Here is a 17,094-nt window from a genome sequence, read left to right as displayed (position 1 = left end):
CGAATCGTGGTTGCCTGCGGCCGACCCATGATTCGCCCTGAATAACCTGCCCAAAATGACGTGCCTTATTCGTTAATTTGCTGCCCCATTTGTCGCCTCGTTTGTCGCCCCGTTTGCCCCCAATCTGCTGACCAAGCTGCCTGAGGAGTCCGAATCCATGGATGGTCATGAACTGCTCGATCTCGCGGAACAATGTGCCCAGGCGAAAAAGCCCATTCGCGTACATTGCTGCACTTCCACGGGCTGCCAAGCGGCTCGATCGCTCGAAGTTAAAAAAGCCCTCGAAAAACGGGTTCAGGATTGCCAACTAGCCGATCGGGTGGAAGTGGTTGGCGTGGGTTGCATGGGGTTTTGTGGCCAGGGGCCAATGGTGGAATTAGACTCCACCGATCCCCAGGTCACAACGACCCATTACGAAAAGGTGACCCCGGAACAGGCCCCCTCAATTATTGACACCATTCAAGGGGGCCAAACCGATGCCCTACAGGGCAATTCGCAACACCCATTTTTTGCGAAGCAGTTGCTGATTGTGCGGAACCACAGCGGCAAAGTTGACCCAGAACGAATTGAAGAATCGATCGCCCTTGGTGCTTATCAAGCCCTCCACCATGCCCTATTTGAACTCACCCCGGAAGCGGTGGTTCAAGAAATCTCGAAATCGGGCCTGCGGGGCCGAGGTGGTGCGGGCTATCCCACAGGGTTGAAGTGGGCCACGGTGGCCAAAATGCCCCCCGGCCAAAAGTATGTGATCTGTAATGGAGACGAAGGGGATCCAGGCGCATTCATGGATCGCAGCGTTCTGGAGAGCGATCCCCACCGAATCCTAGAAGGGATGGCGATCGCGGGCTATGCCGTGGGAGCTGACCAAGGGTTTATCTATGTGCGAGCGGAATATCCCCTCGCCATTCATCGCCTGCAAAAGGCCATTCAACAGGCCAAACAAAAGGGATTTTTAGGGAGCCAAATTTTTGGATCGGGCTTTGATTTCAAGGTGGACATTCGGGTGGGGGCTGGGGCCTTTGTTTGTGGCGAAGAAACGGCCCTGATTGCTTCCGTGGAAGGCAAGCGCGGCACTCCCCGCCCCCGGCCGCCCTACCCGGCCATTTCGGGACTCTGGCAAGCGCCCACCCTGATCAACAACGTGGAGACCTTCGCCAACATTGCCCCCATTGTTCGCAAGGGCGCGGATTGGTTTGCGGGCATTGGCACGGAAACCAGCAAGGGCACCAAAATCTTTTCCCTGACCGGCAAGGTTTGCAACACCGGCCTGATTGAAGTGCCGATGGGCATTAGCCTACGAACGATCGTGGAAGAAATGGGCGGCGGCGTTGCCGAAGGGCAGGTGAAAGCAGTCCAGACGGGCGGCCCCTCAGGCGGCTGCATCCCCAGCAGCTATCTGGACACGCCGGTGGATTACGAGTCCTTGGCGGCTTTGGGGTCAATGATGGGATCCGGCGGCATGGTGGTGATGGATGACAAAACCAGCATGGTGGAGGTGGCGCGGTTCTATATGGAATTTTGCCGCAGTGAGTCCTGTGGGCGCTGTGTGCCTTGCCGGACGGGCACGGTGCAACTCCATGATTTGCTGACCAAGTTGGTGGAAGGTCGGGGAACGGCCTTTGATTTGGCGCAAATGGAAAGCCTCTGTCAGGTGGTGCGCCACACCAGCCTTTGCGGGTTGGGCATGTCGGCTCCGAATCCGATCGTGAGCACGTTGCGCTATTTCCCGGAGGAATATCAAGCCCTGTTGCAGCCCGATCGCTGGCGAATTCCGGCGACGGTTTCTTGAGGGGGATACTACATCCGGTTGAACCTAATCATTAAACCCAATGGTTGAACCTAATAGTTAATTCTTTTGCTGATCTTCTTTGGCTGATCGAAGCAAGCAATTTCACGGGACTGAAGGGATTTAACGTATGGCTGTCGTAACGCTGACAATTGATGGGGTGGCGGTCGCCGCTGAAGCAAAAGCCAGTATTTTGCAGGCGGCGCGATCGGCCGGCATTGCGATTCCCACCCTGTGCCATTTGGAAGGGGTTTCCGATGTGGGAGGCTGTCGGCTTTGTGTGGTGGAAGTGGCGGGAATCAATAAGCTATTGCCTGCCTGCGTGACCCAAGTGGCTGAGGGGATGGCGGTGCAAACCAACACACCCACCTTGCAATCCTACCGTCGAACTTTGGTGGAATTGCTCTTTGCGGAAGGCAACCATGTTTGTTCCGTTTGCGTGGCCAATAATCACTGCGAATTGCAGGATATGGCCACCACGGTGGGGATGGATCATAGCCATTTTGCCTACCAATTTCCCAAGCGGGATGTGGATGTTTCCCATGAAAAATTCGGACTCGATCGCAACCGTTGTATCTATTGCACCCGCTGCATTCGAGTTTGTGACGAAATCGAGGGAGCCAGGGTTTGGGATATTGCATTCCGGGGCGAACGGGTCAAATTAATTGCCGGTTTGGATCAGCCTTGGGGTGATGTGGAAGCTTGCACCTCCTGTGGTAAATGCGTGGATGCTTGCCCCACGGGTGCTTTGTTTAAGAAAGGATCAACGGTTGCGGAAATGACGCGCGATCGCGATCGCCTGCAATTTTTGCAATCCGCCAGGGAGGAACACCAATGGACACGCTAACCAATCCCGCTCAAGGGGCTGTTGTCGAAACCGAAGGAGCCGATCGCCCCAAAAAATTGCGCTTTGCAACCGTTTGGTTAGGGGGCTGTTCCGGTTGTCATATGTCCTTTTTGGACTTAGATGAATGGCTGTTTGAGCTGGCGAAATATGCGGAGGTGGTATTTAGCCCCGTGGGCAGCGATGCCAAGATTTTTCCCGATCAGGTGGATATTTGCCTGGCAGAAGGAGCCGTTGCCAACGAGGAAAATTTGGAATTCATCCAAAAGGTGCGATCGCGCAGCAAGCTGTTAATTTCCTTTGGTGATTGTGCGGTGAATGGCAACGTAACGGCCATGCGCAATCCGAGTGCCACCGTCGAAGAAATTTTCGATCGTTGCTATCTGGAATTGGCAGATCGATCGCCGCAACATCCTCGAGAACCGGGCATTGTGCCCCCCTTGATTAAACAGGTTCTACCTGTCCATCAAGTGGTTCCGGTGGATGTGTTTTTGCCCGGTTGTCCGCCCTCGGCTGCCCAAATTCAAAGCGCCCTGGAGTCACTTTTTACCGGCGAAGCCCAAACCGCCAAGCTGAAATTTGGTTAGGGAGAGGGGGCAACCATGGCAGGCGATCGACGGCGGCAACCCTGGCAACTTTCGCTTTCGAGGGGACTCTTGATTGGGGCGATCGGGCTGATCTTATCCCTCTGGAGCTTAGGAGCCAGGGCAGCCCGCCCCAGCAACTGTGAATACAAAGAGCGCCCTTTATTTGGCAAGGTGCAAATTGTTGAATCCTTTCCCGATTTTACGGTGCAGGTTGTTGAAGCATTCCCCGATTTGAAAGTGCAGATTGTCAACGCATTTCCCGATCGGTGTGGTGAGTGGCAATTTGTCAATGCTTTCCCCGACTTCAAAATCAAATTTGTGACGGCATTTCCTGACCTTAAGATTCAGTTTGTCACCAGCTTTCCTGGCTTGACTTAAGAGGATGTTGGAAAAGCCAAAATGGTCACTTTGCATCTCTCATGGATTGACGAAGACATTAACAAAGATAAAGGGCTTAAGCCCCTTGCTCCCACACAAAAAATAAGGAGCCTAAACAAGACAAGAGGCTTAAGTCCCTTGCTCCCACGATGACTAGCGCTTTGCAAGTACCCTAAGGCACTGCTCAGACACCTTCTAAGTTGAACCGTAAGTTAAACAGGACTTGGGTTAGCAGAAATCAGCAATTGAAAATAGACCCATTGGGCTGCGGTAATCCTCTGAAATTATGCGAGTATTATGAGTTCTAAACTGGTTATTGATCCGGTCACCCGCATTGAAGGTCATGCCAAAATCTCCCTGTTTTTGGATGATGCGGGAAAGGTTGAAGATGCCCACTTTCATGTGGTTGAATTTCGCGGGTTTGAAAAATTCTGCGAAGGCCGGCCCATGTGGGAAATGGCGGGCATTACCTCCCGCATCTGTGGCATTTGCCCCGTGAGTCACTTGTTGGCTTCTGCAAAAACCGGCGACAAAATCTTAGCCGTGCGTGTCCCGATCGCGGGTGAAAAGTTGCGGCGGATGATGAACCTGGGGCAGATTTTGCAATCCCACGCCCTCAGCTTTTTCCATCTCAGCAGTCCCGATTTTCTGCTGGGTTGGGACAGCGATCCGGGTCAGCGCAATGTTTTTGGATTAATGGCGGCAAACCCGGACTTGGCGCGGGCGGGAATTCGGCTGCGGCAGTTTGGGCAAACGGTGATTGAACTGTTGGGAGCGCGCAAAATCCATGCGGCTTGGCCGGTTCCTGGCGGGGTTCGCTATCCCCTATCTGATGAAGGAAAAGCTTGGATTCAAGACCGCTTGCCAGAATCACGAGCCACAATTTTAAGCGCGATCGAACTGTTTGAATCGTGGCTGGATGCCCACCCAGTGGAAGTTGATGTGTTTGGTAAATTTCCGTCGCTCTTCATGAGTTTGGTGGGTGATGATGGACGCTGGGAGCATTACGGCGGTCATCTCCGCATCATTGACAGTGAAGGGCAAATTGTCGCCGATCGCCTCTCGGAAGATGACTATCAATCCTTCATTGGTGAAGCCGTTGAACCCTGGTCTTATCTGAAGTTTCCCTACTACAAACCCTTGGGCTATCCCGATGGGGTGTATCGCGTCGGGCCCCTGGCTCGGTTAAATATTTGTGACTTCATTGGCACACCAGAAGCCGATCGGGCCCTGGAGCGATTTAGACAGCGGGCCGGCGGGCGCGTAGCCACTTCTTCGTTTTTCTATCACTACGCTCGATTGATTGAAATTTTGGCCTGTGTTGAGGCGATCGAACAGTTAGTGAATGACCCTGATGTGCAGTCGTCTCGGGTGCGGGCGGAAGCCGGTATTAATGAGCTGAATGGCGTTGGTGTGAGTGAAGCACCTCGGGGCACATTGTTTCACCATTACCAAGTGGATGAAAACGGCTTAATTCAATCGGTGAATTTGATCATTGCCACGGGTCAAAATAACTTGGCAATGAATCGCACCATTAAACAAATTGCGCAACATTATGTGGAAGGCAGCAGCGATGGATCGATTCCAGAAGGAATCTTGAATCGGGTTGAAGCAGGGATTCGGGCCTTTGACCCTTGCTTGAGTTGTTCAACCCATGCGGTGGGTCAAATGCCGCTGAAACTAGATGTGTTCAATGCCGATCGGGTACTGATTCAGACCTTGGAGCGGTCTTCCTAGGAGTTGCAGGTGAAAAATTGAGTTCTGACTGATGGTATCAACTCCCGATCAATAGGTGATTAACCTCTTGAACTCAATGATTCAATCAATGACTCAGTTGAAACAGTTCAGTGGCATTGGCCGGAATCTCGCTAGTTTTTGAGGTGCGATCGCCCTATGGTTACCCATCTTCCATCCCCAATCTTGGTGATTGGTTATGGCAATACCCTCCGCAGTGATGACGGTGTGGGGCCAGCGGTTGTGCAAGCCATTTCCCAATGGCAGAACTCACAACTTCAAACCCTCATTTGCCACCAACTAACCCCGGAGTTAGCCGATACGATCGCGGGAGCTGGCTTGGTAATTTTTGTTGATGCCTTAGACTGCAACGCGCTGAAGATGTCCTTTCCCAAAACCCAACTGCGATCACTGGATTTGGGGATGCGCCCACCCACCCCAGCTTCCGCAACGGTCGCCGCTGAAAATCCAGAAATTCCCAGTCTTTTGGGTCATTTCTATCAACCTGAAAGCCTGTTGCACATGACGAAATGGCTCTATGGCCATGTGCCCCCGGCTTGGTTAATTGCAGTGCCTGCGGTGTCCTTTGAGTTGGGCTGCGAATTTTCTGAAATTGCCATTCAAGGAATGCAACGGGCGCTGGTTGTCATTCAAACCCTGATTGATGAGTTACAAGGCATGACGACTAATTTTCCCTCACTTCATCTGCCCAGTGAATCGCTGAAATTACCCGTCCGAATCTAAATCAATGACTCGCTGTTCTTCCCTGTGCCTTTTGCCGGAGTGATGACCATGAAACGCCACCAAACCATGACTCTCGATGGTAACGAAGCCGTTGCCAAAATTGCCTACAGCCTCAGTGAACTAATTGTTATTTACCCCATTACGCCCGCTTCACCCATGGGGGAATGGTCTGATGCTTGGGCGGCCCAAAACAGGCCCAATCTTTGGGGATCCGTGCCGAGTGTGGTTGAAATGCAGAGCGAAGCCGGGGCGGCGGGCACGCTCCATGGGGCGCTCCAGGCGGGATCCTTGGCCACCACGTTCACGGCTTCCCAAGGGTTGCTGTTGATGATTCCCAACATGTACAAAATTGCCGGGGAATTGACCGGTGCGACCTTGCATGTGGCTGCCCGATCGCTCGCGGCCCAAGGGTTGTCAATTTTTGGGGATCACAGCGATGTGATGGCCACGCGGGGCACGGGTTGGGCGCTGTTGTGTTCGGCTTCGGTGCAAGAAGCCCATGATTTTGCTGCCATTTCCCACATTGCGGCCTTGAAATCTCGAGTGCCATTTCTGCACTTTTTTGATGGCTTTCGGACTTCCCACGAAATCCAAAAAATTGTTCCCGTGGATGAAGATCATTTGCGAGCCATGATCCCGGAAACAGCAATTTTGGAACACCGCGATCGGGCCCTAACACCCGATCGCCCGGTGATGCGTGGCACGGCCCAAAACCCCGATGTTTATTTCCAAGGTCGGGAAACCGTTAACCCGTTTTATTGCGCTTGTTCAGAAATTGTGAAATCCGTGATGGCGGAATTTGGCAACCTGACGGGACGGGTTTATCAGCCCTTTGAATATGTGGGTGATCCAGAAGCAGAATCCGTGGTGATTCTGATGGGTTCCGGTTGCGAAACCGTTGAAGAAACGGTGCAGGCTCTGAATCAACAGGGTCAGAAATTGGGAGTCTTGAAAGTTCGTTTATATCGTCCCTGGAATGCGGCGGATTTCCTCGCAGTATTGCCCATCAGTACCCAACGCATTGCCGTGCTCGATCGCACCAAGGAACCCGGTGCATTGGGCGAACCGCTTTATCTAGACGTGGTGGCAACGGTTCAACAATCGGCGCAACACTCAGCGATCAAAACGATGATCGGTGGGCGCTATGGATTGTCTTCCAAGGAATTCACCCCGGCCATGGTGAAGGCGGTGTTTGAAAATCTGCAATCACCGGAACCTAAAAATGGATTCACGGTGGGGATTGTGGACGATGTGAGCTTCACATCCTTGGACTTTGACCCCAACTTTGCTTTGCCGGGCGATCGCACCTTTGCGGCCATTTTCTATGGCTTGGGGGCCGATGGAACCGTGGGAGCTAACAAAAACACGATCGAAATTATTGGCGACAGCACCGATCAATATGCCCAAGGCTATTTTGTCTATGACTCCAAGAAATCGGGAGCGATGACCGTTTCCCATCTACGTTTTGGGGCTGACCCAATTCGGGCCCCTTACCTGATTGAAGGTGCGAATTTTATTGGCTGCCACCAGTGGATGTTCCTGGAACGCTATGAAATTTTGGACAAGGCCCTTGATGGCGCAACGGTGCTGATCAATGCCTCCTATCCGGCGGCGGAACTTTGGGATCATTTGCCGCTAGAAGCCCAAGAAATCATCATTCGGAAGCAACTGAAACTTTGGGCCATTGATGCCTATAAAGTGGCGCGTGAGAGTGGTACGGGCGGCCATATTAATATTCCGATGCAGGTTTGTTTCTTCACCTTGACGGGAGTGTTGCCCCAGGAAGAAGCCCTCAATCAAATTCGGGCGGCGATTCAAAAAACCTACGGCAAAAAAGGTAGCGCCGTGGTGAATATGAACCTGCGGGCGGTGGATAACACCCTGTCGAATTTGCAAGAGGTGCCGATTCGATCGGCCCAATCCACCTTGCATCGGTTGCCCATGGTGTCCGATCGCGCGCCGGATTTTGTGCGCAACGTGCAGGCGGCGATGATGGCTCGGGAGGGCGATCGACTGCCGGTGAGCGCCTTACCCTGCGATGGCACCTATCCCACCGGCACGTCCCAATGGGAAAAACGCAACATTGCCCAGCAACTGCCTGAATGGGATCCAGCGGTTTGCGTGCAGTGTGGCAAGTGCATCGCCATTTGTCCCCATGCCACCATTCGCGGCAAGTCCTACGATCCGTCCGCTTTGGGAGATGCGCCGGCCGGGTTCCGAGTGGCCGACACGCGCGATCCAGACTTCAAGGGCGAAAAATTCACCATTCAGGTGGCTCCGGAGGATTGCACTGGCTGCGGTCTTTGCGTGGAAATTTGTCCCGCGAAGGATCGCAAGCGTCCCTCTCGCAAGGCGCTGAATTGGGTGGATCCTAACGAGGTGCGCGATGCAGAACGGACGAATTGGGACTTTTTCTTGGGGCTGCCGAATCCCGATCGCGCCAAGTTACATCCCGATCGGCTGCGTCAACAGCAATGGCAAGAGCCGCTCTTTGAATTCTCAGGGGCCTGTGCCGGTTGCGGCGAAACACCCTACCTGAAGTTGGTGTCCCAATTGTTTGGCGATCGGGCATTGATTGCCAACGCCACCGGTTGCTCCTCGATCTATGGCGGCAACCTGCCTACCACCCCTTGGACTAAAAATGCCGACGGCCGCGGCCCCGCCTGGGCAAACAGCCTGTTTGAGGACAATGCAGAATTTGGCCTCGGGTTCCGCCTGTCCGTGAATCAGCAAGCCACCTTCGCCAGCGAGCTGCTGAAGCGATTGGCCGGGGAACTGGGTGACAGCACGGTTCAAGATCTGTTGCAGGCGGAACAGCGCACCGAAGCGGACATTTGGGAACAGCGCGATCGGGTGGCCAGCCTGAAAACGCGCCTCCCCGAGATCAATCACCCCGATGCTCGGCGGTTGTTGGCCGTGGCAGACTACCTCGTCAAGAAATCCGTTTGGATTGTGGGGGGCGACGGTTGGGCCTATGACATTGGCTTTGGCGGCTTAGATCACGTCCTGGCCAGCGGTCAAAACGTGAATGTGTTGGTTTTGGATACGGAAGTCTATTCCAACACGGGGGGGCAAGCTTCCAAATCAACCCCCCGGGGCGCGGTGGCCAAGTTTGCCGCTGGCGGGAAACCCGCTGCCAAGAAAGATCTCGGGGCGATCGCCATGACCTACGGCAATATCTACGTGGCCAGCGTGGCCATGGGGGCCCGTGATGAACATACGCTGCGGGCTTTTCTGGAAGCCGAAGCCTACGACGGCCCCTCGCTGATTTTGGCCTATAGCCACTGCATCGCCCATGGCATTGATATGAGCAAGGGAGCAGCCCACCAGAAAGCGGCGGTGGATAGCGGTCGTTGGTTCCTTTATCGCTATAACCCGGATTTGGTAACCCAGGGCAAAAATCCGCTGCATTTGGATTCACCTGCGCCGAAGATGCCCGTGGCGGCAGCGATGGACATGGAAACCCGCTTCAAGATGCTGAGCAAGACCAACCCGGCCGCCGCGCAACAGTTAGCCCAGCAGGCCCAGGCGGACATTAACCACCGTTGGCAGTTCTATCAATACCTGGCGGCCCAGTCGATCGGGCAGCCTCAGGGGGCCGATCGCTCCAGCCCAGCTTCACCGGGAGCGGCCGCGTCTTCCTCGGAACCCAAGCCGGTGTCTTAAATCCCATTCCTGAAAGCCCATTCCTGAAACCTTGGGTATGCCGATCGCCCGATCGGCTTGCCCTGTCCCAGTCCTCTTAGCCCCTAGCGTCCCTACCTATGGATCTGCATACCACCTATCTGGGTCTCACCCTGCGATCGCCCCTGGTGCCCTCGGCCGCTGCCCCCCTCACCAGTTCTCTCGATCACCTGCGTCGTTTAGAAGATGCCGGAGCGGGGGCGATCGTCTTGCCCTCCCTGTTTGAAGAGCAACTGGTGCAAGACAGCTTTGAGCTGCACCACCATCTCAGCCATGGGCGCGACAGCTATCCCGAAGCCCTCACCTACTTTCCTGAGCCGGAAGCCTTCCGCCTTGGCCCCGAGCATTATCTCGACCACATTCGCACCGCCAAAGCCGCCCTCAGCATCCCAATCATTGCCAGCCTCAATGGCTATTCCCCCGGCGGTTGGGTGGAATATGCCCGATCGATCCAGGAAGCCGGGGCCGACGCGATCGAGCTGAACCTTTACTTTGTCCCCAGCGACCCGGACATTTCCGGCCTGGATATTGAGCAATCGTTCCTCACCACCCTGCGGGCCGTCAAAGCCGAAGTGAGCATTCCCGTCGCGGTCAAAATCAGCCCCTACTTCAGCAGCCTGGCCAACATGGCCCAGCGCTTTGACGAAGCCGGAGCCGATGCCTTGGTGCTGTTCAATCGGTTTATGCAGCCCGACATCGACCCGATCGAGCTGGAGGTGCGCCCCGTTCCCTATCTCAGTTCCGCCAATGATTTGCGGTTGCCCCTGCGCTGGATTGCCCTGCTCTACGGCCGGTTAGATACGGATCTGGCGGCCACGGGCGGGGTGCAACATGGGGCCGATGTGGTGAAACTGCTGATGGCTGGGGCCAAAATTACCCAGGTCTGTTCCGTGCTGCTGCGCCATGGCCTGGAGCATTTGCGCGTTTTGGAGCGGGAACTGGTGGCCTGGCTAGAGGCCCAGGACTATAGCTCCGTTGAAGAATTGCGAGGGGTAATGAGCCAAGTCCATTGCCCTGACCCCAGCGCCTACGAACGGGCCCAATACCTGAAGACCCTGCAATCCTTCCGAGTGGATGCGGGCCACGGGTTGATTCTCGATCCACCGATTCACAGTGGTCTGTTGCCTTCCTGAACCTGGACAAGCCTGGGGTCGGGAATTGGGAACCCGGCCCCAGGCACACCGAGTCTCGGGCCGATCGCCCCGCTAGAGCAACCCAGCCAAGTGCAGCGGCCCACGGCCGCTGATCAACTCCAACGCCAGCGCCAGAAAGCCCAGCATGGCCAAGCGACCATTCCACACTTCCGCCGCCGTGGTCAGCCCCCATTCCCAACGCTCTTGGGGATAGATCTTGGCTTTGTCGGGCGGGTGCAAGGTTTGGGCTAGGGTCATGCCCTTGCCGTCTAGGGTTTCGATCGCCAAGTTAGCCAAATCCTCAATGAAACCCGGATGGACATTCAGGGCGGGCACGCGGTGGAAATTATGAATTCCCGCTTCTTCGGCCACTTCCCGATATTCCATGTCGATTTCTTCAAGGGTTTCGATGTGCTCAGACACGAAACTAATCGGCACGACCACCAGGGTTTTCACCCCTTGGGCGGCCAGTTCCTTGATCGCATCGTCCGTGTAGGGCTGCAACCACTCGATCGGCCCCACCCGGCTTTGATAGGCCAGGGTATGTTGGTTGGGTCGATTCAGGGTGCGAATAATCCGCGCTACGCAGTCTTCAATTTCTTGTTGGTAGGGATCGCCCGCCTCGGTCACGTAGCTGACGGGCACACCGTGGGCACTGAAGAAAATGTGGGCGCTGTTGGGATCTTCACAGCGATCGAGTTCCGTGGCAATCAAATCCGCCATGGCCCGGAGATAACCGGGGCGATCGTACCAAGACTGCACCACACGATGGTCAATTCTTTGCAGGGTTTGATCCTTTTCCATCAGCCGTTCAATCAGCCGGAAGCTGGAACCGCTGGTGCTAATTGAAAACTGGGGATAGAGCGGCAAAATCGCCAGGTTGTCTACGCCATCCCGCTTGATCTGATCGAGTGCTTCTTCGGTGAAGGGATACCAATAGCGCATTCCGATGTAGATCTTGGCATCGCGGCCCCGCTCCCGCAGCCTGCCTTCCAGGGCGCGGGCCTGGTCTTCGGTGATTTGCCGCAGGGGCGAGCCGCCACCAATTTGCTTGTAGCCCTCTTGGGATTTGGAGGCCCGCAGGGTGGAGATCAGCCAGGCCAGGGGCTTTTGCAGAATTGGGCTGGGCAACCGGATAATTTCGGGATCGGAAAATAGGTTAAACAGGAAGGGCCGCACGTCTTCCAGTTTTTCCGGCCCCCCTAGGTTGAGCAATAAGACCCCATCTCGACCCATAACCTTTTGCTTCCCGTTCCGCTGTTGGTGTTTCTTTTCAGATTCTTAACTGATATTAACAATATCTTGAGGTTTGCGCTGACAGGCGATCGCCCCATCATCTGAACCCGGCAAGGGAACCCGGCAAGGGACTTCGCAACGGTCTGAAACACAGAACTCTCAAGGCGTTCCGTCATCGACCCTAATTTGATTAAGAGCCGTCTGACGGACGATTGCTATTGTCAATAATGTTTTAAGGATGCTTTGTGGCTACGATTCTACGGGATTTGAGTTATCGCTACCAGTGGCTATACGACAACATTTCGCGGGTGGCGGCCCTGGCGGTGGGCGGTGAGGGGCGCTTTCGTCAACTAGCGTTACAAAACTTCGACTGGCAACCGGAAACCCGGGTGCTGGATCTCTGTTGCGGTTGGGGGCAAACAACGGCGCTGTTGGTGGAGCGATCGAACCGCGTGACCGGGTTGGATGCTTCGCCCAAAGCCTTGGCCCGGGCCCGCCTCGCCGTGCCCCAAGCTACCTACGTGGAAGCTTTTGCGGAAGCCATGCCCTTCCCGGACGGTAGCTTTGAGGTGGTTCACAGCAGCGCCGCCATGCATGAAATGGAGGCTGAGCAGCTCCGACAGATTTTTCAGGAAGTCCATCGGGTGCTGGTTCCGGGGGGCTGGTTTCTGTTTTCTGATTTCCATGCCCCCACCAACCCGCTGTTCTGGCCGGGGGTGGCCGCGTTCTTCTGGCTGTTTGAAACGGAAACGGCTTGGGAATTTGTGCAGACGGATGTGCCGGGCTTGCTGGAGTCGATCGGGTTTTGTGATGTGTCCCCAGCGTTTTATGCGGGGGGATCGGTGCAAGTGCTGCGGGCTAAGCGTCCCGATTAGGCTGAACCTTACGAATGCTCATACAATCAATCCCCACACCGGCTGGCCCAGCATGGGGATTGATGAGCAATGGGTTTGTTTAGGTCGCCAAACGGTAGCCCGATCGCCGATCAAGCCCTTGAGATTCTGTTTCCTTCGGCTTGTTTAAAAGCCGGAAATTAGAGCTTGAAATGAGAGCCGGAAATTAGAGCCTAAACGGTGAAATCCAACCACGGAGGAAGTAGAACACGCTTTGCAGGTATTCCGTCACCACCTTGGTGCTGACGGTGAGGCCTTCGGAGTTGGGAACCAGATCCGGAATGGAGAAATAGCGCCAGGGGATGGGGGTGATGTCCGGGGCATCGTAGGGCAGGGTGTAAAAGTCTGCCGGCTGCGGCACAACCCGGAAACCAACGGACTCGAACGCCAGGGTCGATCGCCGCATTTCGATCGCGGAGGTGACCAGGGCAATTCGGGCCCCTTGGGGATTGGAACCAAACTCATCGCGCACATCCAGGGCGCTGTTGCGCACGTTCACCACTTCCCGCTTTTGGGCAATTTCGCTGCGGGGAATCACGATCGCGCTGGCCGGCACGCCCATTTCCTGTAACAACACGCTGATGTCAGACGATTCCGCCGCCCGGCAGCGCGTGGCCGTGCCGTCTGGGTTCCGACAGTCGCTGCTTACCGATCGCCAGTAAGCATTCAGCTCCGGCCGGAAACCCGCGCTCACAATAATTCGATTCGCCCGGCCAGCTCGATACAGTTGTGCCGCCAGGGTGATGCGATCACCGCTTTCGGTCAGTTCAATGCGCTGTTGGCCAATCCCCGCCACACGGGTTGTGCCATTGCCCAGCAGCACGATCGCTTCAACAGATCCGCGATCGCCATAGCCCTGCATAGACACCGCCTCGCGCTCCAGTTGCCCCGCCAGCAAAAACCCGATCGCCGGGGTGCTAAACAGTAGCAACACCGAAAAAGCCCAAGCCGCCACCCCATTGGCCGTGAACTTGCCCGGCCCTTCGCGCAACACCCAGCGCGAGAGCAACAGCAGCGACAGACCCAGAGGAGTCAGAAGCAGGGACAGAAGGCTGCCCACCGATTCTGAGGTGCGGCCACCGGGGTTCATAAACGCGATCGTCAGCAATGCCGCGATCGTGACAATGCCAAAGCCGGTGTAGTAGGCCACCGGGATGAACTTGACCTGGAACAGGAAGTACCAGAGCAGCCAGCCGATAAACAGCCAAATTAAGATAAAGGTCAGGGTCTCAAACATTCCAAATCACCCACGTCGGCGATCGACCTACCGGTTAGTTTTAACCGCAAGTTTTAGGGCAATGGTAGAGGAATTTTGCCGCTTTGAAACCAGAAGCCTAACCCCCAGCGCTTTTTGAGCGATCGACTGCTGACCGTAAACGCCCCTCACCCATTGCTAACTTTAGAAATTCCTTAACAATTTCCTGGATCCAACGGATTGCCCCGATCGCCCCGTGGCCCCGTCCGGTTGCCGCCTGGTGAGCCGATCAACGACGGGCGCAACCCCAAGTTGGGGCCTGCGGCTGGGTCTGCGTCGTTTTGCCCGGGGCTGTTGTCTTCCTCCTGCGTGCCTGTTGCTCAGCACCTCAAACCGGTGAACGGTTCGATCGACCAGCGCCAATCATGCTTAACCTGAATTTCCACACCCAATTTCTGTGCTCAGCCCATGAAGCAAATGCATCAATGTAATTAATGAACTTAGCAATCAATGAACTTAACGCACTGATCATGAGCTAAATTGTGAACCCTCTAGAGGCTGGATGGTGGTTAAATTTCGATTTGTTCTAGAATTCAATAAATCTTTAAAAGACTCCGCTTAATCTATTCTTGACGCTGCCGAATCGTGGTGTTATACCAAATTCGGCTGGGTTAATTTCTTGATCAATTAAGCAGATGATCTGAGTTAGCCGTCGAATTGTTGCTTGCTCTTCAAAAAACGGATCCTGTGAATTGGTTCATTCATGAAGCAAGATTTCTGAGCCATCTCTGAATGAAAACAACGAGCTACTCTGAATTTTGATTGAGCTACAATAACTTGATGGAACCTTCATCTTGGTTGATTTAAAGTCAACTTACAGTCAGTCACAATTTGCAAACTGGTTGCTCGCAAATTAATTTGCAAACTGGTTGCTCGCAAACTGTTGATGCCTTGTGATTACCCTTGATCAAATCATTCTCCACCGAGAAAAAATATGTCTGGAATTCGCGATGTTGACGGCGACCCCAGTGGCACTTGGGCAGACTTGAGCTGGTCTGATCTCAGCAGCGAAGAGCAGTCCCTCTGGGGTGAGTTGGGATGGGATGAGTCGAGCTGGGAAGAAGACACGGATCCCCCAGCCAGTGATGATGAATATTGGGAAGATTTGAGCGCTGGTCAGCAAGCTGCCTTGACGAAGCTCGGCTACACCCAGGCCCTTTGGGACGAGGAATAAAGACCGTCTGAAGTTTGCTTTCCCCAAGCTTTTTCCCTGATAACGCACTGAATATTACGAAAACAAGGGGTTAACGCTCCTTGTTTTTGTTTTATTTTTATCCCTATTTCTTGTTTTGCGATTTTGTTTTGTCTATTAATCGCTTGTTTTATCTATTGATTTATTGATCTTCTGATCTTTTGGTTTTTGCTTTCTCTTTACTGTTTGCTGTCGAGGCTGGCTGGGTTTCTCAGGGGCAGGGCCTGTTGAGGTTGGTTAACTGGCCCGATCGGGGAAACCAATTAGCAAACAGCAGTTCAAGTTGCAATCAATTGCAGTTGCTGGATTGGCGCGACAACCCATGGGAAGTATTGCTAAGGAAAAACTCGCCCATGAGGTGACATCCCAAAGACCGGCTCATGGTGACTTTTCCTGAGCAAGGTCTGGCCGATGCTGAATGAATAGTGATCGAAGACGGTGATTGAAGACAGCAATTTAGGGCTTCAAGATCGCTGCTTTTTGATTTCTCACAGCTAATGACCGATCGAGTTTGTCTATGTCTACTGCTTCTTTGCGTTGGCGTTTGGGTTGGGTTTTGCCCTTGGGATTGGGTCTGTTAATGGGCATGGTGGGGGAGCTGGGGCAGCCGTCGATCGCCCGGGCCAATCCCCGATCGACCCCCGTGCTCAACACCAGCAGTCAGTTACCCCCGTCGGTGCGATCGCGCATCTTGGCAGTGGCGGCCCGGGATTTGGGCCAAGCTCCGGCGAACCTGACCATTCGCGAAGCCACCCGCGTCACTTGGGCCGACAGTTGCTTGGGTCTGGGTGGGCCAGCGGAACTCTGTGCCCAAATGCAAGTCCCGGGTTGGGCCATTGAAGTGAGTGAGCGTCAATCTTGGGGGCCGCCCAGTTGGTTTTATCGCGCCGATCAAGGGGGTCAGATCATTCGCCAGGCGGTGGGTTCCCGATCGCTCACGCCAGAGGTGGAACAGCGGTTGCTGCGACAGGCGGAACGATTGCTAAAGCTCCCATCGCGATCGCTCACGGTCACGGCCCTGAAGCGCAGAACCTGGGATGGCTGCATGGGGGTTTATGATGCACCGCTCACGGCCTGTACCATGATTGCGATCGATGGTTGGCAAGCCATTTTGAACCAGGGCGATCGTGCCTTTGTGTTTCACCTCGATCGCGCGGCCAACCTCGTTCGCTATAACCAAGCCGCCAGCAACGGCACAACCGCCATTGTTCCCATGACCAGCGACCTCCCAACCCTCGGCAATGGGGAGCGATTCCAGATGCACATCACTGGCGGGATTGCCGGTCGTCAGGAACGTTGGATTTTGATGGAGGATGGGCGAGTCTTCCGGCGCATCAACGATCAAGCGCCGGAGTTGGTGGGCAAACTGTCCGCGAGCCAGCAAACCGACTTGGAACAGGCCATGGAGAATAGTGTTTTGTCCAATCTCTCTGGCCTCAGCTATTTGCCCACGCTGGGAGCTGCCGACTATCAAACGGTGACCCTGACCGATCGGGGGGTGTCGGTGCAATATGCCGATCTGATGCGCGATCAACTGCCCCAATCCATCCAGCGAGTGATTGATGCTTGGGAACAGGCGATCGCCCGCCTGCAAACTCCCTAGTTGATTGCCTCGGTCTTGGATGGCT

At 54.7% G+C, this 17,094-nt stretch carries 14 protein-coding genes; 12 read left to right on the top strand and 2 right to left on the bottom strand.

The genetic code is table 11. The features are described 5' to 3' along the window. Positions 1–157: 157 nt before the first annotated feature. The 8 genes from AC2IAX_RS06220 to AC2IAX_RS06185 all read left to right on the top strand — a co-directional run bounded on the left by AC2IAX_RS06220 (position 158) and on the right by AC2IAX_RS06185 (position 10,890). Positions 158–1,789: a NuoF family protein gene (locus AC2IAX_RS06220; RefSeq protein ID WP_494389797.1), complete on the top strand. Its 1,632-nt coding sequence runs from the start codon at positions 158–160 to the stop codon at positions 1,787–1,789. 127 nt (positions 1,790–1,916) lie between these two features. Then, a complete protein-coding gene (hoxU, locus tag AC2IAX_RS06215) occupies positions 1,917–2,633 on the top strand; it encodes a bidirectional hydrogenase complex protein HoxU (RefSeq protein WP_190355508.1) in 717 nt (238 codons plus the stop codon). After that, complete coding sequence (locus AC2IAX_RS06210) at positions 2,621–3,217, top strand: NADH-quinone oxidoreductase subunit B family protein (protein ID WP_494389796.1); 597 nt, start codon at positions 2,621–2,623, stop codon at positions 3,215–3,217. Before hoxU ends, AC2IAX_RS06210 begins: the two co-directional genes overlap by 13 nt. 15 nt (positions 3,218–3,232) lie before the next feature. Further along, positions 3,233–3,595: a 7(1) septoil knot domain-containing protein gene (locus AC2IAX_RS06205; protein WP_494389795.1), complete on the top strand. Its 363-nt coding sequence runs from the start codon at positions 3,233–3,235 to the stop codon at positions 3,593–3,595. A gap of 297 nt (positions 3,596–3,892) precedes the next feature. Further along, the gene (locus AC2IAX_RS06200) at positions 3,893–5,332 is read left to right on the top strand and encodes a Ni/Fe hydrogenase subunit alpha (RefSeq protein WP_494389794.1); all 1,440 of its coding nucleotides are present in this window, start codon (positions 3,893–3,895) and stop codon (positions 5,330–5,332) included. A 156-nt stretch (positions 5,333–5,488) separates the two neighbouring features. Next, complete coding sequence (locus AC2IAX_RS06195; protein ID WP_494389793.1) at positions 5,489–6,073, top strand: hydrogenase maturation protease; 585 nt, start codon at positions 5,489–5,491, stop codon at positions 6,071–6,073. 48 nt (positions 6,074–6,121) lie between these two features. Further along, positions 6,122–9,739, top strand: a complete 3,618-nt coding sequence (gene nifJ / locus AC2IAX_RS06190) for a pyruvate:ferredoxin (flavodoxin) oxidoreductase (RefSeq protein ID WP_494390298.1) — start codon at positions 6,122–6,124, stop codon at positions 9,737–9,739. Positions 9,740–9,837: 98 nt separating this feature from the next. After that, on the top strand, positions 9,838–10,890 hold the full coding sequence (locus AC2IAX_RS06185) for a dihydroorotate dehydrogenase-like protein (protein WP_494389792.1): 1,053 nt from the start codon (positions 9,838–9,840) through the stop codon (positions 10,888–10,890). A 72-nt stretch (positions 10,891–10,962) separates the two neighbouring features. Here AC2IAX_RS06185 and hemH read toward each other — a convergent pair whose 3' ends face one another. Next, positions 10,963–12,126, bottom strand: coding sequence for a ferrochelatase (gene hemH / locus AC2IAX_RS06180; RefSeq protein ID WP_494389791.1), 1,164 nt, complete (start codon positions 12,124–12,126; stop codon positions 10,963–10,965). Positions 12,127–12,371: 245 nt separating this feature from the next. Between hemH and AC2IAX_RS06175 the strand changes: the two genes are divergently transcribed. Further along, positions 12,372–13,001 (top strand): class I SAM-dependent methyltransferase, encoded by a 630-nt coding sequence (locus tag AC2IAX_RS06175; protein WP_494389790.1) that lies wholly within the window; start codon positions 12,372–12,374, stop codon positions 12,999–13,001. A 184-nt stretch (positions 13,002–13,185) separates the two neighbouring features. On the opposite strand, the gene AC2IAX_RS06170 is transcribed toward AC2IAX_RS06175, so the two are convergent. After that, on the bottom strand, positions 13,186–14,256 hold the full coding sequence (locus AC2IAX_RS06170; protein ID WP_494389789.1) for a YdcF family protein: 1,071 nt from the start codon (positions 14,254–14,256) through the stop codon (positions 13,186–13,188). Positions 14,257–14,454: 198 nt separating this feature from the next. Between AC2IAX_RS06170 and AC2IAX_RS06165 the strand changes: the two genes are divergently transcribed. The 3 genes from AC2IAX_RS06165 to AC2IAX_RS06155 all read left to right on the top strand — a co-directional run bounded on the left by AC2IAX_RS06165 (position 14,455) and on the right by AC2IAX_RS06155 (position 17,069). Further along, on the top strand, positions 14,455–14,652 hold the full coding sequence (locus AC2IAX_RS06165) for a hypothetical protein (protein ID WP_494389788.1): 198 nt from the start codon (positions 14,455–14,457) through the stop codon (positions 14,650–14,652). 556 nt (positions 14,653–15,208) lie between these two features. Then, positions 15,209–15,448 carry a hypothetical protein gene (locus AC2IAX_RS06160; RefSeq protein ID WP_099535049.1) on the top strand — a complete coding sequence of 80 codons (240 nt, stop codon included), beginning with the start codon at positions 15,209–15,211 and terminating at the stop codon, positions 15,446–15,448. A gap of 535 nt (positions 15,449–15,983) precedes the next feature. After that, positions 15,984–17,069 (top strand): DUF8738 domain-containing protein, encoded by a 1,086-nt coding sequence (locus AC2IAX_RS06155; protein WP_494389787.1) that lies wholly within the window; start codon positions 15,984–15,986, stop codon positions 17,067–17,069. The last annotated feature ends 25 nt before the right edge of the window (positions 17,070–17,094 follow it).

Source organism: Limnothrix sp. HT2024, assembly GCF_059138625.1.
This window is presented reverse-complemented; position numbering and strand designations above follow the sequence as displayed.